This is a genomic window from Aeromicrobium sp. HA, assembly GCF_027171405.1.
GTDB lineage: Bacteria > Actinomycetota > Actinomycetes > Propionibacteriales > Nocardioidaceae > Aeromicrobium > Aeromicrobium tamlense.
The window spans coordinates 3,154,082-3,176,549 of the sequence record NZ_CP114372.1 but is presented as its reverse complement, the minus strand read 5'-3'; the positions used below and the strand labels follow the sequence as shown (position 1 = coordinate 3,176,549).

The 22,468-nt window shown below is 72.3% G+C and carries 23 protein-coding genes; 16 read left to right on the top strand and 7 right to left on the bottom strand.

Annotated elements, in window-relative coordinates:
• Positions 1-109 precede the first annotated feature (109 nt).
• Both O3S82_RS15745 and O3S82_RS15740 read left to right on the top strand, forming a co-directional pair.
• On the top strand, positions 110-547 hold the full coding sequence (locus O3S82_RS15745) for a universal stress protein (protein ID WP_179427729.1): 438 nt from the start codon (positions 110-112) through the stop codon (positions 545-547).
• Positions 548-578: 31 nt separating this feature from the next.
• Positions 579-983 (top strand): DUF3151 domain-containing protein, encoded by a 405-nt coding sequence (locus tag O3S82_RS15740; protein ID WP_179427731.1) that lies wholly within the window; start codon positions 579-581, stop codon positions 981-983.
• Position 984: 1 nt separating this feature from the next.
• Here the strand turns inward: O3S82_RS15740 and O3S82_RS15735 are convergent, their stop codons facing one another.
• From O3S82_RS15735 to O3S82_RS15725, 3 genes are read right to left on the bottom strand one after another with little or no spacing between them, the layout of a single operon-like run.
• The gene (locus O3S82_RS15735; RefSeq protein ID WP_179427733.1) at positions 985-1,860 is read right to left on the bottom strand and encodes a diacylglycerol/lipid kinase family protein; all 876 of its coding nucleotides are present in this window, start codon (positions 1,858-1,860) and stop codon (positions 985-987) included.
• A gap of 10 nt (positions 1,861-1,870) precedes the next feature.
• Complete coding sequence (locus O3S82_RS15730) at positions 1,871-3,271, bottom strand: condensation domain-containing protein (protein ID WP_269304078.1); 1,401 nt, start codon at positions 3,269-3,271, stop codon at positions 1,871-1,873.
• Complete coding sequence (locus O3S82_RS15725) at positions 3,268-4,659, bottom strand: condensation domain-containing protein (RefSeq protein ID WP_179427737.1); 1,392 nt, start codon at positions 4,657-4,659, stop codon at positions 3,268-3,270. The genes O3S82_RS15730 and O3S82_RS15725 overlap by 4 nt, the downstream gene beginning before the upstream one ends.
• Before the next feature lie 258 nt (positions 4,660-4,917).
• Here O3S82_RS15725 and O3S82_RS15720 point away from each other — a divergent pair, with 258 nt between their 5' ends.
• The 8 genes from O3S82_RS15720 to purB all read left to right on the top strand — a co-directional run bounded on the left by O3S82_RS15720 (position 4,918) and on the right by purB (position 12,831).
• Positions 4,918-6,201 (top strand): adenylosuccinate synthase, encoded by a 1,284-nt coding sequence (locus tag O3S82_RS15720; RefSeq protein WP_179427739.1) that lies wholly within the window; start codon positions 4,918-4,920, stop codon positions 6,199-6,201.
• Between the two features lie 32 nt (positions 6,202-6,233).
• Positions 6,234-6,761: a hypothetical protein gene (locus O3S82_RS15715; protein WP_269304075.1), complete on the top strand. Its 528-nt coding sequence runs from the start codon at positions 6,234-6,236 to the stop codon at positions 6,759-6,761.
• Entirely contained in the window at positions 6,758-7,714 is a 957-nt protein-coding gene (locus O3S82_RS15710; protein ID WP_179427743.1) for a hypothetical protein, read from the top strand. The genes O3S82_RS15715 and O3S82_RS15710 overlap by 4 nt, the downstream gene beginning before the upstream one ends.
• Position 7,715: 1 nt before the next feature.
• On the top strand, positions 7,716-8,462 hold the full coding sequence (locus O3S82_RS15705) for a hypothetical protein (protein WP_179427745.1): 747 nt from the start codon (positions 7,716-7,718) through the stop codon (positions 8,460-8,462).
• Positions 8,455-8,994: a hypothetical protein gene (locus O3S82_RS15700; protein WP_179427747.1), complete on the top strand. Its 540-nt coding sequence runs from the start codon at positions 8,455-8,457 to the stop codon at positions 8,992-8,994. Before O3S82_RS15705 ends, O3S82_RS15700 begins: the two co-directional genes overlap by 8 nt.
• Before the next feature lie 41 nt (positions 8,995-9,035).
• Positions 9,036-10,280: a phosphoribosylamine--glycine ligase gene (purD, locus tag O3S82_RS15695; RefSeq protein WP_269304072.1), complete on the top strand. Its 1,245-nt coding sequence runs from the start codon at positions 9,036-9,038 to the stop codon at positions 10,278-10,280.
• Between the two features lie 104 nt (positions 10,281-10,384).
• A complete protein-coding gene (locus O3S82_RS15690; RefSeq protein WP_269304070.1) occupies positions 10,385-11,386 on the top strand; it encodes an AsnC family transcriptional regulator in 1,002 nt (333 codons plus the stop codon).
• 23 nt (positions 11,387-11,409) lie between these two features.
• Complete coding sequence (gene purB, locus O3S82_RS15685; protein WP_269304067.1) at positions 11,410-12,831, top strand: adenylosuccinate lyase; 1,422 nt, start codon at positions 11,410-11,412, stop codon at positions 12,829-12,831.
• Between the two features lie 84 nt (positions 12,832-12,915).
• On the opposite strand, the gene O3S82_RS15680 is transcribed toward purB, so the two are convergent.
• Together O3S82_RS15680 and O3S82_RS15675 are read right to left on the bottom strand one after the other, a co-directional pair.
• On the bottom strand, positions 12,916-13,464 hold the full coding sequence (locus tag O3S82_RS15680) for a maltokinase N-terminal cap-like domain-containing protein (RefSeq protein WP_269304065.1): 549 nt from the start codon (positions 13,462-13,464) through the stop codon (positions 12,916-12,918).
• A gap of 4 nt (positions 13,465-13,468) precedes the next feature.
• Complete coding sequence (locus tag O3S82_RS15675) at positions 13,469-14,656, bottom strand: MFS transporter (RefSeq protein WP_269304063.1); 1,188 nt, start codon at positions 14,654-14,656, stop codon at positions 13,469-13,471.
• Between the two features lie 53 nt (positions 14,657-14,709).
• On the opposite strand from O3S82_RS15675, the gene O3S82_RS15670 reads away from it, so the two are divergent.
• Entirely contained in the window at positions 14,710-15,570 is an 861-nt protein-coding gene (locus O3S82_RS15670; RefSeq protein WP_269304062.1) for a phosphoribosylaminoimidazolesuccinocarboxamide synthase, read from the top strand.
• 16 nt (positions 15,571-15,586) lie between these two features.
• Here O3S82_RS15670 and O3S82_RS15665 read toward each other — a convergent pair whose 3' ends face one another.
• Positions 15,587-16,438, bottom strand: coding sequence for a serine/threonine-protein kinase (locus O3S82_RS15665; protein ID WP_269304060.1), 852 nt, complete (start codon positions 16,436-16,438; stop codon positions 15,587-15,589).
• Positions 16,439-16,465: 27 nt separating this feature from the next.
• On the opposite strand from O3S82_RS15665, the gene O3S82_RS15660 reads away from it, so the two are divergent.
• From O3S82_RS15660 to O3S82_RS15650, 3 genes are all read left to right on the top strand, one after another.
• On the top strand, positions 16,466-17,011 hold the full coding sequence (locus tag O3S82_RS15660) for an RNA polymerase sigma factor (RefSeq protein ID WP_179427764.1): 546 nt from the start codon (positions 16,466-16,468) through the stop codon (positions 17,009-17,011).
• Positions 17,012-17,077: 66 nt separating this feature from the next.
• Positions 17,078-17,797, top strand: a complete 720-nt coding sequence (locus tag O3S82_RS15655) for a hypothetical protein (RefSeq protein WP_179427766.1) — start codon at positions 17,078-17,080, stop codon at positions 17,795-17,797.
• Between the two features lie 118 nt (positions 17,798-17,915).
• Positions 17,916-19,478 carry a long-chain-fatty-acid--CoA ligase gene (locus tag O3S82_RS15650; protein WP_179427768.1) on the top strand — a complete coding sequence of 521 codons (1,563 nt, stop codon included), beginning with the start codon at positions 17,916-17,918 and terminating at the stop codon, positions 19,476-19,478.
• Between the two features lie 66 nt (positions 19,479-19,544).
• Here O3S82_RS15650 and O3S82_RS15645 read toward each other — a convergent pair whose 3' ends face one another.
• Positions 19,545-20,861, bottom strand: a complete 1,317-nt coding sequence (locus tag O3S82_RS15645; protein ID WP_269304056.1) for a UDP-glucose dehydrogenase family protein — start codon at positions 20,859-20,861, stop codon at positions 19,545-19,547.
• A 112-nt stretch (positions 20,862-20,973) separates the two neighbouring features.
• Here O3S82_RS15645 and O3S82_RS15640 point away from each other — a divergent pair, with 112 nt between their 5' ends.
• Positions 20,974-21,255, top strand: coding sequence for a GNAT family N-acetyltransferase (locus O3S82_RS15640; RefSeq protein WP_269304054.1), 282 nt, complete (start codon positions 20,974-20,976; stop codon positions 21,253-21,255).
• On the top strand, positions 21,252-22,466 hold the full coding sequence (locus tag O3S82_RS15635) for an Nramp family divalent metal transporter (protein WP_269304052.1): 1,215 nt from the start codon (positions 21,252-21,254) through the stop codon (positions 22,464-22,466). Before O3S82_RS15640 ends, O3S82_RS15635 begins: the two co-directional genes overlap by 4 nt.
• The last annotated feature ends 2 nt before the right edge of the window (positions 22,467-22,468 follow it).

Below are 22,468 nucleotides of genomic sequence, written 5' to 3'. Positions count from 1 at the left end.
GGTCTCGGTGACCGGGAACCGGAGGTCCGGACCGCCTCCGGGAGCCCGACTCCCACTAGGGTCGAGGCAGGAGTCCGGGCAGCCTCGCCCGCGTGACGAAGGGAAACCCATGGCCAAGATCGTCCTCACCGGCGTCGACAACACCGCCCCCGCGGCCGCCGCGGCCCGCAAGGCCGCCGAGCTGGCTGCCGGACTCGGTGCCCGCCTGCACGTCCTGTCGGCGTACGGGAAGAACTTCGAGGCCGAGCGCATCGAGGTCGGCTCCGAGGAGATCCTCATCACGAACGAGCAGACGGCCAAGGACGTCGCCGGCGACGTCTTCAGCCAGATCCGCAAGGACTTCCCCGGCCTCGAGGTGACGTACGGCGCCGGCGAGGGCAAGCCGGCCGACGCGCTCGTGCGCGCCGCCGAGGAGCTCGATGCCGACGTCATCGTCGTGGGCAACAAGCGCGTCCAGGGCCTGACCCGCGTGCTCGGCAGCATCGCGCGCGACGTCGCCGCGCACGCCCCGTGCGACGTCTACATCGCGCACACGCACCAGCGGTAGCGGTCGGACCGCCCGTCTAGGCTGGCTCACCATGACCAACCTTCTGGGAGAACCGCCCGAGACGCTGCTGCCCGAGGACCCGGGCACGGCCCTGCTGGCCGAGGGCGCCGAGGCCGACGAGGTCGCCTCGCGCCACCCCGACTCGGTCGCCGCGTGGGCCCGCCTGGCCGACGCCGCGCTCGCCGACGGCCGCGACCTCGAGGGCTACGCGTTCGCGCGCACGGCCTACCACCGCTCCCTCGACTCGCTGCGCCGCAACGGCTGGCGCGGTCACGGCCCGGTGCCGTGGACGCACGAGGCGAACCGTGGCTTCCTGCACGCCCTGGCCGTCCTGGCCACCGCCAGCGAGCGGCTCGGTGACGACGCCGAGGCGCACCGCTGCCGCGAGTTCCTGCGCGAGTCCAGCCGCGAGGGCTACGAGGCGCTCGTCGGCTGACTCAGGCCGGCAGCCGCATCGCGAGGCCGTCGGCGAGCATCCGCCAGCCGTGCTCCGAGCGCGGATCGGTGAGCTCGCCGTCGGTCGTGCAGCGCACGGCGTCGCCGGTCACGCGCACCGACGTCGCCCGCGTGTAGTGCACGAAGTCGGCGTTCGGGTGCGTGCCGCGACGCAGGTGCAGCGCGTACGCGATCCGCTGCGGCAGCCGGGCGGCGAACGCCACGGCCACGTCCATCAGGCCGTCGTCGACCACGGCCTTCGGCAGCAGCTCGCCGCCGCCGCCCACGAAGCGGCCGTTGCCCACGGCCACCTGGGCCACCCGGCCGCTGAGCGTGCGGTCGTCGATCGTGACGCGCACGTCGGCGCTCGGGGTGAACAAGGTCGAGATCGCGCCCAGCACGTAGGCCAGGGGCCCGAGGGCGGGCTTCACCGGCTCGGCCCGGGCCGCGGCTTCCGCGCCGATGCCCACGTGCGCGGCGTTCACCACCACCGTGCCGGTGGAGTCCAGGACCAGGTCGATCGAGCGCACCGAGCCGGCGGCCAGGTCACGCGCGGCGTCGACGGGGTCCTCGGCCAGCTGCAGGGTGCGGGCGAAGTCGTTGCCCGTGCCCAGCGGCACCAGACCCACGGGCGTGCCCGGCAGCCGGCCCGCGTCGTGCAGCGCCTGGACCACGGCGTGCAGGCTGCCGTCGCCGCCCATCGAGACGACGAGGTCGACGTCCGGGTGCTCGGCCAGCGTGCGCGCCAGGTGGTCGGGATCCTCGGTGGCGACGTGCTCCACCTCGGCGGCCTCGCGCAGGATCTCGAGGACCTGGGCGATCACCGCCTCGTCGGAGGATCCCGCTTGGGCATTGCTGACCGCCAGCCAGGAGTTCACGGGCTCGACGTTAGCGCGTGAGGGCCCCGCGCAGGAGGTTCGAGGCGTACGTGAAGAACGCGTCGACGTTCGCCACGGCCGTGGGGGTCTGCGGGACGCTGCACATCACGTAGAGCTCGGTCGGCGTGCGGTTGATCCAGACGTTGACGTTGTCGTCGTACCCCTGGCCGGTCGTGCCGTGGAATCGGTCCTGGGCCCACTTCTCCTGGCCGGGGATCATCCGGCCGTCGAGGTAGGAGACGATCGCGGGCCGGTGGGTGTCCTCGAGCGAGAACCCGAAGGCCTCCTGGACGACCTCCATGACGCGCAGGGCGGGCACCGGCTCGCACACTCGCGCGTCGCGGAACTTCTGGCGCACGTCGCGCGCGACGTCGAACAGCGTGGCCTCGGGGGCGACCGGGATGTGGATCGGCAGGACGTTGATCATCCAGCCCATCGTCGGGAGCGTCTCGGGGGTGTGGCGCGTCGCGACGGGGTTGAAGAAGCGGTAGGCGCTCGCGCCGGCGAGGTCGCGTGCGGCCAGCGCGAACGCGGCGTAGACGACGGACGGGAACGTGGCCGACTCCTCCTTCGCGATCGCCTCGAGCCGGTCGCACTCGGCCGCCGTGAGGATGTCGTAGTCCATCGGGACGAGCCAGAACCGCTCGCCCTCGGCGATGCCGAGATCCATCGGGAAGCCGTCCTTGGCGCCGGCGCCGTCCATCGCGTAGTCGGCCCAGAACTGCATCGACGGGTGGTCGATGCCGTACTGCTGCGCGTCGGCGCGCTCCTCCTGCGCGTACGTCATGTAGCCCTTCACGGGAGGCATCTCGACCTGCTCGTCGCCGATCTCGGTGGCGTACAGCTGCGAGAGCTCCATGTAGGCGAGCAGGACGCTGAAGCCGTCGCCGTAGCAGTGGTCGAACCCGCAGAAGATCGTGGACCGGTCCTCGCCCGAGACTCCGGCGATCGCATAGCCGAAGTTGTCGATCGGGTCGACGGCGTCGCTGAAGTGCTTGAGCAGGACCTGGTTGACCTCGTCGCCCGCGTGCGACCCGAGCGGGGTCAGGCTGAGCGTCAGGTCCTCGGGCGCGATCGCGTGGCGGGTCAGCTCGCCGTCGGGATCGGCGGGGTCGTCCTTGAAGGTGCCCCACATGACCTCGTGCCGGCGGACCCACGCGGTGGCGGCGCGGTGCAGGGCGTCGACGTCGAGCGGGCCCTGGACGTCGAAGCACAGGCCCAGCCAGTTGGCGTCGGCCGAGCCCACCCGCTCCATGGCGCGTCGGAGCCGCAGGTGCTGGTCCTGCATGTAGGACGGCCGGTGCTCGTTCGCCGGGGCGGCGGCCAGGGCGGCGGCGGACTCCTCGGACGGGCGGAGGAGGAAGACGTCACCGTCGATGGTGTCGAGCTCCTCGATGCGGGTCATTCTCATGTCAGTGCCTCCATCGGGTCGTTGACCTCGCGCGTGACCGCCACCATCTGGTCGCGCATCCGGTTCATCACGCGGTCGAGCCATTCGGTGCAGGGCGGGGTGTCGGGGCTGCGGTGCAGCAGCTCGGTGCCGTAGGGCATCGAGTTGATCCACAGGTGCATCTCGTCGCTGGGCTCGACCTCGCCGAGGAACACGGTGGAGTCCATCTCCTCCCAGCCGTCCCGGCCGGGGCAGTGGCGTGAGTCCAGGAACGACACGACCGCCGCGGGGCGCATCGTGGTGCCGAGGAGGTGGTTGGCCAGGGGCAGCGGGATCGTCTCGGCGGTGCGACCGAACTGCCACGCCTCGGCCGTGCGCCGCACGAGCTCGATCAGCGGCAGGTCGCGGCCGAGATCCACCGTCATCGGCACGATGCCCGAGAACCAGCCGATGGCCTGGTGCCACTCGGGGCGGTTGCGGTTGTGCGTGGACATCAGCACCGTGAGTCGTTCGTCGTCCTCCTCCGCGACCATGGCGCGCAGCAGCACGGCGGTGAACGCCAGGGCGGGTGGCACGTCGTGCCGGTCGCACCAGCGGTGGAACGCCCGGCTCAGCCGGGGGCCCGCGAAGGTGGGGTACCGCATCCGGTGCTGGATCCGGTCGCCGCGCCGGACGCCGGTGGCGCGCGGCAGGCCGGGCAGGTCGCCCGTGGCATCGGCCGCGCGGCGCCAGGGCTCGAGGGCCGGGCTGTCGGGGCTGATCGCGTCCTGGAGGGCGCGCTGCTCGACGGCGAAGTCGACGTAGCTGCCCACGGGGGCGGGCAAGGGCGCGTGGTTCAGCTCGGCCTCGAGGTGGTGCTTGAGCTCGCCCATCGTCAGGTAGGCGCTGTAGCCGTCGAAGGTCACGTGGTCGAAGGCGGCGAACACCGTGATGTCGCCGTTCGCGTCGGTGACGCTGACGACCGTGGCGGCGGGCCACGACAGCGGACCCGTGCGGTCGTCGAGCTCGGCCATGACCGCGTCGAACGCCTCGCCCGGGTCGGCATGGTGGCCGAGGTGGCGCGGCTGGAAGCCGATCAGCTCCGCGTCGATGATGCGTCGCTCGTAGCTGCCGTCGTCGCGGCGCACGAACATGCAGCGCAGGCTCTCGTGGCGGGCGCAGTAGCGGCGCAGCGTGCCCGCCAGGGAGGTGAGGTCGGCGCCGTGGAGGGTGGCGCGCAGGCCGATCCACGGGTTGACCTCGTCGTCCACGGGGCGCGGGAGGCCGGCGACGTCGAGGCGTCGCTGCTGGTCGGGAGTGACCGGGCGGGGGTCGGGCGCGGCGGTCGCGAACGCCCGCAGCGTGGAGGAACGCGGCACCCAGAGGTGGACGTCTCCCGCGGGGACGAGGGTCAGGCGATGGGGGTGCAAGAGGGTTCCTCCTTCGAGTGCCGCGGGTCCGGGGGAGTCCCAATGCAACTCACCGTTACACGTGCAGTTACAGGAAGGCTACGGCACGTTCCAGTGATGTCCATCACTCCGCCTGAACTGGTGCGAATGTCTCCTTTTCGCCGTCCTTCCACGCCCGGCGACGAGCGCCGGTGGCTCCCGCGCGGCGGGTTCTCGGTAGGATTGACGAGCACGAGCCCCCGTAGCGGGGCTTTCCGTCTGGTGGAGGGGTGGCATTCCATGCCCGCAGTCGTGATCGTCGGAGCCCAGTGGGGTGACGAGGGCAAGGGCAAGGCAACGGACCTCCTGGGCAGCCGCGTCGACTACGTCGTGAAGTTCAACGGCGGCAACAACGCCGGCCACACCGTCGTCATCGGCGACGAGAAGTACGCCCTGCACCTGCTGCCCAGCGGCATCCTGACGCCCGGCTGCGTCCCGGTGATCGGCAACGGCGTCGTCATCGACCTCGACGTCCTGTTCCAGGAGATCGACGGCCTCAACGAGCGCGGCATCGACACGTCGCGCCTGCTGGTCAGCGCGAACGCGCACCTCATCGCCGACTACAACCGCACGCTCGACAAGGTCAACGAGCGCTTCCTCGGCAGCCGCAAGATCGGCACGACCGGCCGCGGCATCGGCCCCACCTACGCCGACAAGATGAACCGCCTCGGCATCCGCGTGCAGGACCTCTTCGACGAGAAGATCCTCCAGGCGAAGGTCGAGGGTGCGCTCGACCTCAAGAACCAGATCCTCACCAAGGTCTACAACCGCCGCGCGGTCGACGCCGACGAGATCGTCGAGTCGCTGCTGGGCCACGTCGACCGCCTGCGTCCGTACGTCGCCGACACCGCGCTCGTGCTGCACGAGGCGCTGCGCGACGACAAGACCGTGCTGCTCGAGGCCGGCCAGGCCACGCTGCTCGACGTCGACCACGGCACCTACCCGTTCGTCACCAGCTCGTCGGCCACCACGGGCGGCGCGTGCACGGGCTCGGGCATCGCCCCCACCGACATCACGCGCGTGATCGGCATCGTCAAGGCCTACGCCACCCGCGTGGGCGAGGGCCCGTTCCCCACCGAGCTGTTCGACGCCGACGGCGACCGCCTGCGCGAGAACGGCGGCGAGTTCGGCACCACGACCGGTCGCCCCCGTCGCTGCGGCTGGTACGACGCCCCGGTGGCGCGCTATGCCGCACGCATCAACGGCGTCACCGACTTCGTGATGACCAAGCTCGACGTCCTCACCGGCTGGGAGCAGATCCCCGTGTGCGTGGCGTACGAGGTCGACGGCGAGCGCGTCGACGAGATGCCGATGACCCAGACGGGCTTCCACCACGCCAAGCCGATCTACGAGTTCTTCCCCGGCTGGACCGAGGACATCAGCGGTGCCCGCGAGCTGTCCGACCTGCCCGCGAACGCGCAGTCGTACGTGCGCGAGATCGAGGCGATGAGCGGTTCGCGCATCAGCGCCGTCGGCGTCGGTCCCGACCGCGAGGAGACGGTCGTCCTGCACGACCTGCTCTAGGATCTTCGAAGCACATTCACGGGGGAGACGGTGTGAGCGACGAGCAGAGGTACGAGTGGCGGTCCCACCGCCGGTCGTCATGGGGTCCGGTGCGCCTGGTGCGCCGCGCGGACGCGATCGAGGCCACGGTGGGCGACGCGACGGTGGGCCTCGACCTGACCGATCGCCGCACCGCCGCCGAGCGGCAGGCGAACCCGTTCCGCGACGCCTACGACGACGGGGTCCCCGTGACGCTGAACGGCGAGCGCGTCGCCACGATCACCACCGAGGGGAAGCGCAGCGGCCTCGGACGGCGCCAGCGTCTCGCGGTCACCGGAGACCAGCGGTTCGTGCTCCCCGGCATGCAGCTCACCCACCGCGGCCTGCCGAAGCTGCTCACGCTGCGCAGCGAGGCCGGCGTGCTGGTCGCCTCGCGCCGGTGGGCCTCGCCGCTCAACATGGCCGTCGTCGAATGGTCGTTCGTGCGCGAGCACGACCTCGTCCCCCCGCGCGTGGTCGGCGGCACCCGCCCCGAGCACGTCGCGCTGTGGTTCGCCGTGAAGGAGGAGGTCACGCTATGACCGTCGAGATGGACTACGACAAGCTCACGCTGTCGGCCACCCGCGCGGAGGAGCTGGCGTCGAAGATCCGCACCAACGCCGCGTCCGCGCGCTCCGCCAGCCCGGTCGCGCTGCCGAGCCTGGAGAACATCGAGGCCAAGGCGACGTTCCTCGACGACGCGGCCGAGAAGCTCAACGGACTGGCCGACATTGCGCTGCTGCTCGACGAGTCGGGCGAGGGCAAGGTCACGATGTCGCTCAGCGCCATCAACGACACCCTCAACGACCTGCTGGGGGAGTACCTCGGCGCCGAGTTCGGCAACATCTTCGGCAACGACGACGACTTCCCGCTCATCTCCATCGCCTCGGCGCTGGGCAAGATGAAGAAGATGGCCACGGGCGTCGCGCCCATCTTCCAGACCGGCCTCGTCGGCCGCAACATGCTGACCCGCATGGCCAACGCCGGCGGGCGCACGGGCGAGTGGGCGCGCTGGATGCTCTCGGGCGGCGGGCGCCACGCGGCCCCGCCCACCGCGCTGCTGAACAAGCTGCCCAAGTGGGCCGGACCGGGCACCCGCTTCCCGACCGCCGGCTGGGCCGACCCGCTGAGCCGCAACCCCGGAGGCCTGGGCCTCATGCGCGGCCTCGGCATCGTGGGTGGCGTCTACAGCACGGCGGTCGGCGTCAACAACCTGATCCAGCAGGGCAACCCGATCGACGCCTTCGAGCGCGAGGGCGCCGGCTACGTGGCCGACGTGGCCGAGACCGCCTTCAGCGCCTCCACCACGGCGTTCCTCATCGCGCCCAACCCGGTCACCGGCGCCATCGCCGTGGGCACCGGCCTGGTCTGGGCCGGCGCCGAGGTGGTGGACCACTGGGACGAGATCAGCGACGGCGCCTCGAAGGCCTGGGACACCGTCACCGACGGCGACACCTGGAAGGACGTCGGCGACAAGCTGACGTTCTGGGACTGACATGAACGACACCCCTGCGAACGCTGGAGCCACCGTGCCGAGACTCGACGAGACCTTCCTGCAGCTCACCGTCGGCTACGACGACCTCATCAAGCTGGCCGAGGTGCACGCCGGCCGCGTGGCCCCGGCCGACGCGCCCACCCGCCTGCGCCAGGAGGGCCTCGTGACCTCCGCGGGCGTCCACCCCACGGCCGCGAGCCTGGTCGAGGTCGCGGTGGGTCCCGCGCGCAGCATCGTCGTCGAGCGCTTCGACGGCGCCACCCTCTCGCCCCTGTTCATCGGCTGGATGCCCGACGGCCGCGCCACCACGAGCGCGCCCGACACCGAGGGCGCCGTCGTCGTCACCGCCACCGAGCTCGGCCTGCTGCGCGACCAGCTGCGCCAGTGGCTGGCGATCTTCGACCGCGAGGTCCCGGCCGAGCGCCCCACGGTGACGACGAACACCACCGTCATCGACGCGGCCATGACGCTCGAGGGCGTCGACCCCAGCGGCGACGCCGACCTCGACCCGGTCCTCGAGGGCTGGCGGCTGGCCTGGCGCGCCACCGGCAACTGGGCCGAGCGCGACGTCGACGCCACCGTCACGGTCGTCGACGCCGGTCCGCAGGGCTGGTACCGGGTCGAGCACGCCCCGCGCACGGGCACCGAGGAGGTCGAGGTCACCCTCGCGCCGCTGACGCTCGACGAGGTCGTCAGCGCCCTCGGCGACGTCGTCACGGGTCGCGGGTCCCGGGGGGCCGATGACTGACGTCCTTCCTCCGGCCGACCTGGTCTCGCGGCAGCAGGCGGCGCGCTTCACGCGGCTCCTGCGCGTGCTGGAGCGCCAGCACCGGCGCCCCGAGGCGATGGCGGGGTTCTTCGCGGCCATCGGCGCGGGCGGCGTCGTCTCGGCGCTGGCCACGATCGCGTTCGGACCACACCGCGAGGACATCACCGACTGGGACCGCCTGCCCGACCTGCTGCGCGACGGCCTGCACGCCGCCGCGTCGTGGCCCGAGTTCGACGCCGAGGGCTTCGGCGCCGACCTGGCCGAGCTGCTGCGCGAGGACGACGAGGCCCGGCGCGGCACGGTCTCGGCCGTCACGAGCTTCCTGCTCGCCTCGGGCCGCTACGACGAGCGCCTGCTGGCCGGCTGGACCCGCGCCTTCGACGACCTCGCACTGCCGGCACCGCCGCCGCTGACGTGGTCCTCGTTCCTCACCGGCACCGACGGCCCGCGCCCGTGGGACGCGCTCGTGGCGTTCGCGCGCGAGATCGCCGCCGACATCACGCCATCCTGATCGATGCGGGAGCCCGTGTGCACCGGCGATAGGCTCGACGGGTGAAGGTTCTCGTCATCGGCACCGGCGGCCGCGAGCACGCCCTGTCCCTGGCCCTCTCCCGCGACCCGCAGGTCACCGAGGTCCACGCCGCCCCGGGCAACCCGGGCATGGCCGACATCGCCACCCTGCACCCCGTCGACCCGCTCGACGGCGCCGCCGTGGCCGACCTCGCCACCCGCATCGGCGCCGGGCTCGTCGTCGTCGGACCCGAGGCCCCGCTCGTCGCGGGCGTCGCCGACGCGGTGCGCGATGCGGGCATCGCCTGCTTCGGTCCCAGCGCCGAGGCCGCGCAGCTCGAGGGCTCGAAGGCGTTCGCGAAGCAGGTCATGGCCGCCGCCGAGGTGCCCACCGCGATGGCGCGCGTGTGTGAGACGCCCGAGCAGGTCGCCGACGCGCTCGACACCTTCGGCCCGCCCTACGTCGTCAAGGACGATGCCCTCGCGGCCGGCAAGGGCGTCGTCGTCACCGAGGACCGCCAGGCGGCCTACGACCACGGCGTCTCGTGCGATCGCGTCGTGATCGAGGAGTACCTCGACGGTCCCGAGGTGTCGCTGTTCGCGATCACCGACGGCTCCACCGTGCTGCCGCTGCAGCCGGCGCAGGACTTCAAGCGCGCCCTCGACGACGACGAGGGACCGAACACCGGCGGCATGGGTGCGTACACCCCGCTCGACTGGGCGCCCGACGACCTCGTGAGCGACGTGACCCAGCGGGTCCTGCTGCCCACCGTCAAGGAGATGGCCGCGCGCGGCACCCCGTTCCAGGGGCTGCTCTACGCCGGCCTCGCGCTCACCAGCCGCGGCACGCGCGTGGTCGAGTTCAACGCCCGCTTCGGCGACCCCGAGACCCAGGCGCTGCTGTCGCTGCTGAGGACGCCGCTGTCGGCGCTCCTGCACGGCGCCGCCACGGGCACGCTCGCCGAGGTCGGGCTGCCGCAGTGGCGCGACGGCGCCGCGCTCACCGTGGTGATCGCCTCGGAGCACTACCCCGAGTCGCCCGTCACCGGCGACCGCATCGAGGGACTCGACGAGGCCAACGCGGTCGAGGGGGTCGACGTGATCCACGCCGGCACGAAGATCGACGAGGACGGCAACCTGGTCACGGCCGGTGGCCGCGTGCTGTCGGTGACGGCCGTCGGCGACGACCTCGACCAGGCCCGGGCCCGCGCGTACGAGGCCGTCGACCTCATCCGCATCCGCGGGGCGCACCACCGGCGCGACATCGCGGCGAACCTGCCCGGCTGAGTCCCCGCCGACGCCACAGCGCGGTTCCGTCAGTCGGAGGGCCCTCGGCGGGCTGATCCGTCACCTGGGCGTGCGGTCGGACCGGCAACCCGTATTCTGGCCGCATGTACGCGTCGTCGCAGTCCCTGCCTGAGCTCCCCGAGGTCGACCTCGCGCTCGTGCACGCCCTGCAGGTCGCTCCCCGGGCCCCGTGGAGCGCCATCGGCCGCACGATCGGCGTCGACCCCGCCACCGCCGCCCGTCGCTGGGACCGTCTGGTCGCCGAGCGACTGGCCTGGTTCGTGGTGCGTCCCAGCGCCGAGCAGCTGGCGCCCGACCGCGATGCCGTGGTCCTCAAGCTGACCTGCCGTCCCGGTGCCGACGTCCGGGTCGCCGAGCAGATCGCCCAGGCGGAGGAGGTCTACTCCGTCGACCTGCTGGCCGGCAAGGACGATGTCGCCATCATCCTCATCGGCCGCGGACTGGGTCAGATGCGGCAGGCGGTCGACACCTTCGTGGGCGACGATCCCGACATCGTCGGCACGCGCGCCTCGTTCATCGCCGGCGTGCACCGCGAGGACGCGCAGTGGCGACTCGGCGCGCTCAGCCCCGAGCAGGTCAGCGGGCTCGACCGCCGTGGCGACGGCACCGTCACGCCGCCCGACGCCGAGGTGCTCGCCCAGCTCACCGAGATCCTCATCGAGGACCCCCGCATGAGCGTGGCCGACATCGGGCGCCGGCTCGACCGTCCCGAGCCCACCGCGCGCCGCCTGCTGGAGCGGGCGCTGCGCTCGCGCGCGATCCGGCTGGGCTGCGACGTCGTGGCCTCCGCGGGCGGTGCGGGACGCGGCGTGATCCTCGAGGCCGAGGCGGACGACCCACGCACGGCGGGCGGCGTGATCGGCGACCTGCCCTGCGTCGTGCGGTGCGCGGCCGTCGTGGGCGCGTCCAACCTCGCGCTGGTGGTGCGGTTCAACGCCCTCGCCGAGCTGTTCGAGTTCGAGGGCACGGCAGCGGAGCGCGTGCCGGGATGGCGGGTCACCGACCGCGCCACGATCGTGCGCAGCGTCAAGCGTCAGGGCAAGCTGCTCGACGACGAGGGCCGCGTCCTGCTCTCCACGCCCTGACCGCGGACTGCGACAATGGGCCGGTGACCACTCCGAACGTCCTCGCCTCCCGCTACGCCTCCGCCGAGCTGGCCCGCATCTGGTCGCCCGAGCACAAGATCGTCCTCGAGCGGCAGCTGTGGATCGCGGTGCTGAAGGCCCAGCGCGACCTCGGGGTGGAGACCCCCGACGGCGTCATCGAAGCGCACGAGGCCGTCGTCGACCAGGTCGACCTCGACTCGATCGCCGCGCGCGAGCGCGTCACCCGCCACGACGTCAAGGCGCGCATCGAGGAGTTCGCCGCGCTGGCCGGCAGCGAGCACATCCACAAGGGCATGACCTCGCGCGACCTCACCGAGAACGTCGAGCAGCTGCAGGTGCGCGCGTCGCTCGAGCTGGTGCGCGACCGCGCCGTCGCCGCGCTGGCGCGCCTCGGTCGCCTCGCGGGCGAGCACGCCGAGCTCGTCATGGCCGGCCGCAGCCACAACGTCGCCGCGCAGGCCACCACGCTCGGCAAGCGCTTCGCCACCACCGCCGACGAGCTGCTGGTGGGGATCGAGCGCGTCGAGCAGCTCATCGCGCGCTACCCGCTGCGCGGCATCAAGGGCCCGGTGGGCACCGGCCAGGACATGCTCGACCTCCTCGGCGGTGACGAGGCGAAGCTCGCCGACCTCGAGCAGCGCGTCGCGGCGCACCTGGGCTTCGAGCGCACGTTCACCAGCGTCGGCCAGGTCTACCCGCGCTCGCTGGACTTCGACGCCGTCAGCGCGCTCGTGCAGCTGGTCGCCGCGCCGTCGAGCCTGGCCCTCACGATCCGCCTCATGGCGGGCAACGAGCTCGTCACCGAGGGCTTCAAGCCCGGCCAGGTCGGCTCCTCGGCGATGCCGCACAAGATGAACACCCGCTCGTGCGAGCGCGTCAACGGCCTCGCCGTCGTCCTGCGCGGCTACGCGTCGATGGTCGGCGAGCTCTCGGGCGACCAGTGGAACGAGGGCGACGTGTCGTGCTCGGTCGTGCGCCGCGTGGCGCTGCCCGACGCGTTCTACGCCGCCGACGGCCTCTTCGAGACCTTCCTGACCGTGCTCGACGAGTTCGGTGCCTTCCCGGCCGTGGTCCAGCGCGAGCTCGACCGCTACCTGCCCTTCCTGGCCACCACCAAGGTGCTCATGGCCGCGGTGCGCCACGGCGTCGGCCGCGAGTCGGCCCACGAGGCCATCAAGGAGCACGCGGTCGCCGTCGCGCTCGAGATGCGCGAGCAGGGCACGGCCGACAACGACCTCTTCGACCGTCTCGCCGCGGACGAGCGGCTCGGCCTCACGGCCGACGACCTGCAGCGCCTCGTCGCCGAGCCGCTGGCCTTCACCGGCGCGGCCGTCTCGCAGGTCGCGCAGGTGCTCACGCAGGTCGAGGCCGTCCTGCAGCGCCACCCCGACGCCGCGGCCTACGCGCCCGGCGCCATCCTCTGACCCTCGCGTGACGAGATCTGCTCCAATTTCTACCTTTCAGCAGGTCTGAAACGTAGAAGAGGGAGCACATCTCGGGACGGGCGGTCAGGCGAGCCAGGCCAGGACCGCGGGGCCGGGGTGCTCGGCCCACGTGGCCGTGAGGATGCCCGAGGCCTCGGCGGGGGCGTGGGCGTCGACGACCCGCGCGACGTGCAGCTCGCCGTGGCCCGAGCCGCTGCCGTGCACGGCCGCGGTGAACCGGCGGCGCGGGATCGGCTCGCCCTCGGGCGTCAGCATCGTCACCTCGCCGCGACCCTCACGGATCACGGCGGCCGCCTCGGCGAGGTAGACCGGGTCGGTCGCGCCGTCGTAGACCCAGCGGCGACCCAGCGCCGAGTGGTCCATCTCGCCCACGAGCTCGGCGCCCTCGAGCGGGGCGGAGCGGTAGGTCAGCGGCACGTGCACGATGTCGTCGCCCACGGGGAGCAGGAACGACTCGATGCCGACCTCGCCCTCGGGGTCGTCGAAGCGGAAGTTCGCCTGAAAGGCGGGCACCTCCGCGCCCTGCGGCCACCAGTCGCGGCTCGGCAGCCAGGCTTCCAGCAGCTCGGCCTTGGTGGGGTTCAGCTCGGATCCGGGATGCACGACGCCCATGGCGTCATCGTGCCACGGGTCGGACGCTGGCGGCAGCCACGACGGCCGCCACGACCGAGAGGAGGGCGGCGCCGACGATCGGGGCGAGGTCGTTGAGGCCGTAGAGACCGGCGCCCAGCACCGGCCCGATCACATAGGTGAGACCCACGGTCGCCGAGAGCTGGCCCGCGACCGCGGCGTGCTCCGACGGCTCGACGACGAGCGTGGCGCCGGCGTTGTAGCCAGGGACGGCGAGCCCGAGTCCGGCCGCGATGACCATGAGGGCCGGCAGCAGCACGCCGAGCGTGGTGGCGACGATCGCGAGTGCGTAGCCGGCCGCGGCGACGAGGCTGCCGATCACGATGAGCGCGCGCGGCCCGCCGGGGACGCGGGGTGCGACGACGGCCTGCGTGAGGGCGAAGCCGATGCCGATCGCGACGCCCGCGACGGCGACGACGCCCGCGGTCTCGCTGTTCGTGAGGCCGAGGCGGTCCTGCACGAGGAAGCCGAGGATGATCTCGACGAGCGCCAGGCCGAGGAAGAGCGTGGCGCCCGCCGCGAGGTAGGGCAGCACACGCGGGTCGCCGAAGCCGAGTCGCTCGCGCTCGGGGCGCTCCTGCCGCTCGGGCGCGGGCAGCAGCCACACGGCGACGAGGGTCGCCCCGACGAGGACGGGCGCGAGGTGCACCGGCAGCAGCAGCCCGCCGATCGCCGCGAGGCCGCCGATGGCGGGACCCACGACGAGCGAGATGCCCTGCACCGCTCCGAACGCGCCCATCGCCTGCGTGCGCGCGGTGGCGCCGTCGCTCGTGGAGGCGAGATAGGTCAGCGCCGCGACGGGGACGGCGGCGAAGCCGACGCCGTAGAGCACGCCCCGGGTGAGGGCGAACGCCGAGAGCACGAGCCACCGCGGCAGCTCCTGCCGGACGGCGACCTCGGTCATCACGGCGAAGCCAGCCGCACCGATCGTGGCGACCAGCAGGCCGCGCACGAGGACCGCGTGGACGCCGACCCGGTCGACCTCGCGACCCCACCACGGACCGGTCAGCACGAGCATCGCCGCGGACAGCGTCATGACGGCGCCGAGGTCGACCTCGCCGAGCCCGACCAGCCGGGTGACGGGCGCCAGCACCGGGACGAGCATCCCCTGGGCGCTGTAGACCACGAGGGCCGACACGAGCAGCGTCGTGGTCGTGGTCCGGGTCGATGGCACCGGCACAGCCTGCCACGGAAACGCGCCGACGGGCAGGCCACTAGCCTGATCCCATGCCGCTGGAGATTCCCGGAGCCACCCACCTGCACTCGGGCAAGGTCCGCGACCTGTACACGTACGGCGACCACCTGCTGATGGTCGCGTCGGACCGGGTCAGCGCCTACGACTTCCTGCTCGAGCCGGGGATCCCCGACAAGGGCGAGATCCTCACCCGGATGAGCCTGTGGTGGTTCGACCAGCTGGCCGACCTCGTGCCGCACCACGTCGTCAGCACCGACGTGCCCGACGAGGTGGCCGGCCGCGCGCTGGTCGTCGAGCGGCTCGACATGTTCCCGGTCGAGTGCGTCGCCCGCGGCTACCTCACCGGCTCGGGCCTGGCCGACTACCGCGAGACCGGCGCCGTGTGCGGCATCCCGCTGCCCGACGGGCTCGTCGACGGCTCGCGCCTCGACACCGCGATCTTCACCCCGGCCACGAAGGCCGATCTCGGCGAGCACGACGAGAACGTCTCGTTCGAGGCGGTCGTGGAGACCGTCGGCACCGAGATGGCCGAGCGGCTGCGCGACCTCACCCTGGCCGTCTACGGCCGTGCCGAGGAGATCGCCCGCGAGCGCGGCATCATCCTGGCCGACACCAAGCTCGAGTTCGGCGCCCGTCCCGACGGCACGATCGTGCTGGCCGACGAGGTGCTCACGCCCGACTCGTCGCGCTTCTGGCCCGCCGACCGCTACGTGCCCGGCCAGGCGCAGCCCAGCTACGACAAGCAGTTCGTCCGCGACTGGCTGACGTCGGAGGAGTCCGGCTGGGACCGCGCGTCCGACACGCCCCCGCCGCGGCTGCCCGACGAGATCGTGGAGCGCACGCGCGACCGCTACATCGAGGCCTACGAGCGACTCACCGGCCTCACCTGGTGAGTCGCCGGTCGTCGCCTCAGCCCAGGTACCAGGTGGTGACGGCGGCGGCGGCGAAGGCCACGATCATCAGCAGGGCGACGAGCCAGGGCGGCACGGCCGTGCGCCCCGGCTCCTCGCTCGACTCGAGCGCCTCGGCCAGCGCGGCCGCCGACGCCGGACGGCCCTCGCGCCGCACGGACAGCGCGGCGGCGACGACCGCGTCGACCCGCGGGCCGGCTCCGGTCGGCTCCAGCCGGTCGTTGGCGGTCCGTCCGAGCGGACCGTCGAACGGCAGCCGGCCGGCGATCAGCTCGTGCGCGAGGACCCCGAGGGCGTAGACGTCGGTGCGCGCGTCCAGCGGCTGCCCGTACGCCTGCTCGGGTGCCATGTAGGCGGGCGTTCCGGTGGTGACGGTGATCCCGCTCGCCTCGGCCAGTCGCTTCGCACTCCCGAGGTCGCTGATGAGGACCTTGTCGTCGCCGCTCACCAGCAGGTTGGAGGGCTTGACGTCGCGGTGCAGGACGTCGTGGTCGTGCAGCGCCTGCACGGCCCGGCACGCCGCCACGACCCACGCCACGGCGTCGTCGGTGCCGAGATCGCCGACCCGGTCGGCCAGCGTCCCGCCGGGCACGAAGTCCATCACGAAGTACGGCCGGTCGTCCTGGACGCCGACGTCGTGGACCCGCACGACGAGAGGGTCGTGGATGCGGCGCAGCAGCCGGGCCTCCTCGAGGAATCGCTCGCGGACGTCGGGGTGGTGGGCCCAGTTGTCGGCCAGCACCTTCACCGCCACCGTGACGTCCAGATCGGGGTCGTGGCCGCGCCACACCGTCGCGAAGGCGCCGACCCCCTGCACGGAGTCGAGCCGGTAACGTCCGATCTGTCGCATCGTGACCAGTATCGGTGGGGAGGCCGGATGGACGTGCACCACGCCCTGGTCGCGCGCGCCCGCGCCGGCGATCGGGCGGCGCTCGAGGACCTGCTCGGACAGGTCCGACCCCTCGTGCAGCGGCGCTGCCGACGCGTCCTGCCCTACCCCCAGGACGCGGAGGAGGCCGCCCAGGACGCCCTGCTCACGATCGCCACGCGGCTCGACACCTGGGCGGCCCGGGGCTCGTTCGAGGCCTGGGCCGCGATGGTGGCGACCAACCAGGCGCGGATGACGTACCGGACGCTGAAGCGGCGATCCGTCGAGCGAGGCCTCGACGCGGCGCCGGAGACGGCCGACCCGGCACGCACCAGCGTCGTCGCCGGCACGCGGCTCGACCTCCTCGACGCGATCGAGGCGCTCGAGGAGCGCCACCCCGAGACGGTGGAGGCACTCGTCCTGCGCGACCTCGGGGGACTGCCGTACGACGAGATCGCGACGATCCTCGGCGTCGCGCTCGGCACGGTGAAGGCGCGGATCCACACGGCGCGGCGCTTCGTCCGGGCGCAGCTCACGGCCGGTGCCGATGCGTGACAACTTTCCGTGCCCCGGCGGCATCAGGAGGGTGAGACCGTCACGGAGGCGGTCGGTGAGGACACCATGAACCGCAGCATCGCAGCATCCCTCGTCGCCGCCAGCGTGATCGCCGGCGTCGGCGCCGGCTTCGCCGCCCGCCAGCTGGACGGAGGATCGGCGTCGGCCGCCGACCCCGGCACCACCGTCACGTCGTCGCCCGCCCCGACGGCCACGTCCCCCGCGCCGAGCGCCACGGAGGATCCCGATCTCGCGGCGGCCCGCGCCGACCGGACGGGGCCCTCCTGGTCTCCCGCCGACCCGGTCGACGCCGAGGGACGCCCGATCACGGTGGGCGACGTGGTTCCCGGTGCGATCGAGCCGATCCGGGTCGGCACGCCGGTCGACGAGGCGATCGCGACCGGGCTGATCGAGCGGGACGACAGTGGACTGGTCTGCGAGGGCACCCGGTACCGCTGGACCGGCGACCTCGGCGACGGGTTCGACGTGCAGGTCCGGCAGGACGGCACGATCGCCACGCTGGGCCTGTTCAAGGACGGGGCCGAGACGGCGAAGGGCATCTCGGTGGGCAACAGCTACGGAGGCCTGCGCCGGGCCTACGGCGGGGCGCTGTCGGAGCCGGAGGAGGCCGGCTACTCGCAGACCGGCGCGTTCGTCCGTGAGGACACGCGCTGGATCGGCTTCCTCTTCGACGAGGCTCCGGACCGCCTCACGGACTCCTCGCGGATCACGATGGTCGAGGTCACCGACGGCAACCAGCCTGACCTGATGCGCGACGGCTGCTGAGTCGTCGGGAGGGGTGTGGTCGCGACGCTTTGCTACAGGGGTCGCGGCACACTTTGTGCCGCGGTCGTTGGTTACAGTGACGATGTAACTGAGGCCACACCCCCCGAAAGAAGGCACCGTGACCAACCTCGCCGCGATCCTCGACGACACGACCGCGAAGTACCCCGAGCGCACCGCCATCGTCTTCGGTGACACGCGCCTGAACTACGCGCAGGTCAACGGCGCCGCCAACCAGGTCGCCAACCTGCTCGTCTCGCGGGGGATCAAGCCCGGCGACAAGGTCGCGATCTCGATCCCGAACCTGCCCTACTTCACGATCGCCTACTTCGGCATCCTCAAGGCCGGTGCCGTGGTCGTCCCGCTGAACGTCCTGCTGTCCGAGCGCGAGGTCGCCTACCACCTCGACGACTCCGGCGCCGTCGCCTTCATCGCGTTCGAGGGCACCCCCGACCTGCCGATCGGCGACCGCGCCTGGGCCGGCTTCAACGAGGTCGAGGCGTGCAAGGAGTTCTTCCTCATCAAGCTCGACTCGGCCGCGCCCGAGCCGATGGAGCCGCCGGAGTTCTACGGCCCGCTCGTGGCCCAGCAGTCGCCGGAGTTCACCACGGTCGAGCGCGACGACGACGACACCGCCGTGATCCTCTACACGTCGGGCACCACCGGACAGCCCAAGGGCGCCGAGCTGATGCACCGCAACCTGCGCGCCAACGCCGCCCTCGGCACCTCGCTGTTCGGCGCCGACGAGAACGACCCGGACACGTACCTCGCGGTGCTGCCGCTGTTCCACATCTTCGGCCAGACCGTCATCCAGAACGGCGCGTTCCTCTACGGCGGCACGGTCGTCTACCTGCCGCGGTTCGAGCCCGAGGCCGCCCTGGCGCTCCTGCTGAAGGAGAAGATCACGTTCTTCGCCGGCGTGCCCACGATGTACTGGGGCCTGCTGCAGGCGCTCGCCGCGTCCGACGGCAGCATCGACGTCGAGGCCATCGCCAAGACCATCCGCACGGCGGCCGCCGGTGGCGCCGCGCTCCCGGCCGACATCCACCGTCAGTTCGAGGAGAAGTTCGGCATCGTCATCCAGGAGGGCTACGGCCTCTCCGAGACCTCGCCCGTCGCCTCGTTCGGCGTCCGCGGCGAGGAGGTCCGCGTGGGCTCCATCGGCCGTCCGGTCGAGGGCGTCGAGATGAAGCTCATCAACGACGACTGGAGCGACGTGCCGCACGACCCGGAGGCGATCGGCGAGATCGCGATCAAGGGTCACGGCATCATGAAGGGCTACTACAACCGCCCCGCCGCCACGGCCGAGGCGATCCAGGGCGAGTGGTTCCGCACGGGCGACCTCGCCCGCAAGGACGACGACGGCTACTACTACATCGTCGACCGCAGCAAGGACATGATCATCCGCGGCGGCTACAACGTGTACCCGCGTGAGCTCGAGGAGGTGCTGATGACGCACCCGGCGGTCTCGCTGGTCGCCGTCATCGGCGTCCCGCACGAGTCGCACGGCGAGGAGATCAAGGCGGTCGTGGTCAAGAACGCCGACGATCCCACCACCGAGGCCGAGCTGCGCGAGTGGGCCAAGGGCCAGTTCGCCCAGTACAAGTACCCGCGCATCGTGGAGTTCCGCGACGCGCTGCCGATGACCGCGACGGGCAAGATCCTCAAGCGCGAGATCGACTGACGCCGACACGACAGGGGCCCGCAGCCGATGGCTGCGGGCCCCTGCTCTGTCGTGGGTGGGCGTGTCTCAGGCGCGGCGGCCCAGGGCGCGGTAGGTCCAGCCGGCGGCGCGCCAGCGGTCGGGGTCGACCGCGTTGCGCCCGTCGAGCAGCGCCCGGCGGCGCACCAGCGCGCCGACGGCCTCGGGATCGAGCTCGCGGTACTCGCGCCACTCGGTGAGCAGCAGGACGAGGTCGGCGCCGGTGAGCGCCTCCTCGGTGTCCTCCACGTAGAGCAGGTTCGGGTAGGACGACTTCGCGTTGCCCAGCGCGGCCGGGTCGGTGACGCGCACGTTCGCGCCCTGCAGCCGCAGCTGCTCGGCCACGTTGAGGGCGGGGGAGTCGCGGATGTCGTCGCTGTCGGGCTTGAACGAGGCGCCCAGCACCGCGACGGTGCGGCCCATGAGCGAGCCCCCGCACTCCTCGCGGGCGAGGTCGACCATGCGCACGCGGCGGCGGGTGTTGATCGCGTCGACCTCGGCCAGGAAGCTGAGGGTCTGGTCGGCGCCGAGCTCGCCGGCGCGCGCCATGAACGCGCGGATGTCCTTCGGCAGGCAGCCGCCGCCGAAGCCGAGGCCGGCGTTGAGGAACTTGCGCCCGATGCGGTCGTCGAGGCCGATCGCGTCGGCCAGCGCGGTGACGTCGGCGTCGGTGCGCTCGCACAGCTCGGCCATCGCGTTGATGAACGAGATCTTCGTGGCCAGGAACGAGTTCGCGGCGACCTTGACCAGCTGCGCGGTGGCCGGGTCCATCGTGAGGCGAGGCGTGCCCTCGGCGAGGATCGCGGCGTAGACCTCGTCGAGCAGCGCGGTGGCGCGCTCGCCGGCCCCGCCGTCGGGAACGCCGTAGACCAGACGGTCGGGGTGCAGCGTGTCCTTGACCGCGAAGCCCTCCCGCAGGAACTCGGGGTTCCACACGAGCATCGCGTCGGGCCGGACCTCGGCCAGCTGCGCCGCGAGCCGCTCGGCCGTGCCGACGGGCACGGTGGACTTGCCGGCGACGAGCGCGCTGGGCGCGATGACCTCCAGCAGGCTCGTGAACGCGCCGTCGACGTAGGCCAGGTCGGCCGCGTACTCGCCGCGCTTCTGCGGCGTGCCGACACACAGGAAGTGCACCTGCGCGTCGGCGACGTCGGCGAAGTCCGTGGTGAACGACAGCCGGCCGCTGGCCAGGGTGCGCTCGAGCAGCTCGGGCAGGTTCGGCTCGAAGAACGGGGCACGCCCGGCGGACAGGCTCTCGATCTTGGCCAGGTCGGTGTCGACGCCGACGACCTCGTGGCCCAGCTCCGCCATGCTCGCGGCGTGGACGGCGCCGAGGTAGCCACAGCCGATGACGCTGATCTTCATACCCGACACCGTAGCGACTGCGCGGCGGGACCGGGCCCGAAGAGACGAACGTCGCCGTCGGCCCGGCACGCATGGTGCGCAAGGGAAAACCGAGTGTGGGAAGGTCGTTCCCATGACGGTCGACATCACGCACATCGCGGCGGAGCAGCAGTACGAGATCGCGGTCGACGGCGAGCGCGCCGGCTTCACCGAGGCTCGTGAAGAGGGCGACGTCGTCGTCTTCCCGCACACGATCATCGACGAGCGCTTCGAGGGCCAGGGCCTGGCCAGCCAGCTCGTGACCTTCGCGCTCGACGACGTGCGGGCGCGCGGCAAGAAGGCCCGCATCCACTGCAGCTACATCAAGCGGTTCGTCGAGAAGCACCCCGAGTACCAGGATCTGCGGGTCGAGTGACCCAGGTCCTGCGGCGCCGGCTCACGCTGCTGGGGCCGGCGTTCGTCGCTGCCATCGCGTACGTCGATCCCGGCAACGTCGCCACGAACCTCACGGCCGGCGCGCAGTTCGGCTACACCCTCGTCTGGGTGATCGTGCTGGCCAACCTCATGGCCGTGCTGATCCAGTACCTCTCGGCCAAGCTCGGCCTGGTCACCCGCCGCTCGCTGGCGGGCCAGGTGGGCGACCGTCTGGGCGTCCGCGCGCGCTTCGCGTACTGGATGCAGGCCGAGGGGATCGCGATCGCCACCGACCTCGCCGAGGTCATCGGCGGCGCAATCGCGTTCCACCTGCTGTTCGGCGTGCCGCTGCCGCTCGGCGCGCTGCTGACCGCCCTGGTCGCGATGCTGGTGCTCGCGATCGGCGACCACCGTGGCCAGGGCGCGCTCGAGCGCGTCATCGTCGGCTTCCTGCTGCTGATCGCGGTGGGCTTCCTGGCCGGCCTCGTCGTCGGCCCGCCCGCCGCTGGCGAGGTCGTGCAGGGACTGGTGCCGCGGTTCGACGGTGCCGAGAGCGTGCTGCTGGCCTCGGGCATCGTCGGCGCCACCGTCATGCCGCACGCGGTCTACCTGCACTCGAGCCTCACGGCCGACCGTCTGGGCGTCCGGGGCGAGAGCTCGACGGTGCGCGACCTGCTGGCCGCCACCCGGATCGACGTCGTGCTGGCGCTGATCCTCGCCGGCATGCTCAACCTCGGCCTGCTGCTCATGGCCGCGGCGAACCTGCAGGGCCTGCCCGGCACCGATACGATCGCCGGCGCGCACGAGCTCATCACGAGCGAGATCGGCGCGGGCGTGGCGCTGCTGTTCGCGGTCGCGCTGCTGGGCTCGGGCATCTCGTCGACCTCGGTCGGCAGCGCCGCGGGCGCCGAGGTCATGCGCGCCCTGACGCCGTGGTCGCTCAAGCCGGTCACCCGGCGCCTCATCACGCTCGTGCCGGCCGTGATCGTCCTGCTGCTCGGGATCGACCCCACGCGGGCCCTCGTGGTCTCGCAGGTCGTCCTGTCGATGGGCATCCCGTTCGCCGTCGTGCCGCTGGTCTGGCTGACCTCGCGGCACGCCATCATGGGCGAGTTCGTGAACCGGCGGCTCACCACCGTGCTCGCGACGCTCGCGGCCGCGGCGATCGTGGCGCTCAACCTGGTGCTGCTGTGGCTGACGTTCGTCGGCTGATC

Excerpts from the sequence above, each read along its gene's own strand:
- O3S82_RS15705 (WP_179427745.1), top strand. The coding sequence starts at position 7,716 with ATGAACGACACCCCTGCGAACGCTGGAGCCACCGTGCCGAGACTCGAC.
- O3S82_RS15655 (WP_179427766.1), top strand. The coding sequence starts at position 17,078 with ATGAACCGCAGCATCGCAGCATCCCTCGTCGCCGCCAGCGTGATCGCC.
- O3S82_RS15670 (WP_269304062.1), top strand. The coding sequence starts at position 14,710 with ATGCCGCTGGAGATTCCCGGAGCCACCCACCTGCACTCGGGCAAGGTC.
- O3S82_RS15700 (WP_179427747.1), top strand. The coding sequence starts at position 8,455 with ATGACTGACGTCCTTCCTCCGGCCGACCTGGTCTCGCGGCAGCAGGCG.
- O3S82_RS15645 (WP_269304056.1), bottom strand. The coding sequence starts at position 20,861 with ATGAAGATCAGCGTCATCGGCTGTGGCTACCTCGGCGCCGTCCACGCC.
- O3S82_RS15680 (WP_269304065.1), bottom strand. The coding sequence starts at position 13,464 with ATGGGCGTCGTGCATCCCGGATCCGAGCTGAACCCCACCAAGGCCGAG.
- O3S82_RS15710 (WP_179427743.1), top strand. The coding sequence starts at position 6,758 with ATGACCGTCGAGATGGACTACGACAAGCTCACGCTGTCGGCCACCCGC.
- O3S82_RS15640 (WP_269304054.1), top strand. The coding sequence starts at position 20,974 with ATGACGGTCGACATCACGCACATCGCGGCGGAGCAGCAGTACGAGATC.
- O3S82_RS15665 (WP_269304060.1), bottom strand. The coding sequence starts at position 16,438 with ATGCGACAGATCGGACGTTACCGGCTCGACTCCGTGCAGGGGGTCGGC.
- O3S82_RS15745 (WP_179427729.1), top strand. The coding sequence starts at position 110 with ATGGCCAAGATCGTCCTCACCGGCGTCGACAACACCGCCCCCGCGGCC.
- O3S82_RS15660 (WP_179427764.1), top strand. The coding sequence starts at position 16,466 with ATGGACGTGCACCACGCCCTGGTCGCGCGCGCCCGCGCCGGCGATCGG.
- O3S82_RS15730 (WP_269304078.1), bottom strand. The coding sequence starts at position 3,271 with ATGAGAATGACCCGCATCGAGGAGCTCGACACCATCGACGGTGACGTC.
- O3S82_RS15720 (WP_179427739.1), top strand. The coding sequence starts at position 4,918 with ATGCCCGCAGTCGTGATCGTCGGAGCCCAGTGGGGTGACGAGGGCAAG.
- O3S82_RS15740 (WP_179427731.1), top strand. The coding sequence starts at position 579 with ATGACCAACCTTCTGGGAGAACCGCCCGAGACGCTGCTGCCCGAGGAC.
- O3S82_RS15690 (WP_269304070.1), top strand. The coding sequence starts at position 10,385 with ATGTACGCGTCGTCGCAGTCCCTGCCTGAGCTCCCCGAGGTCGACCTC.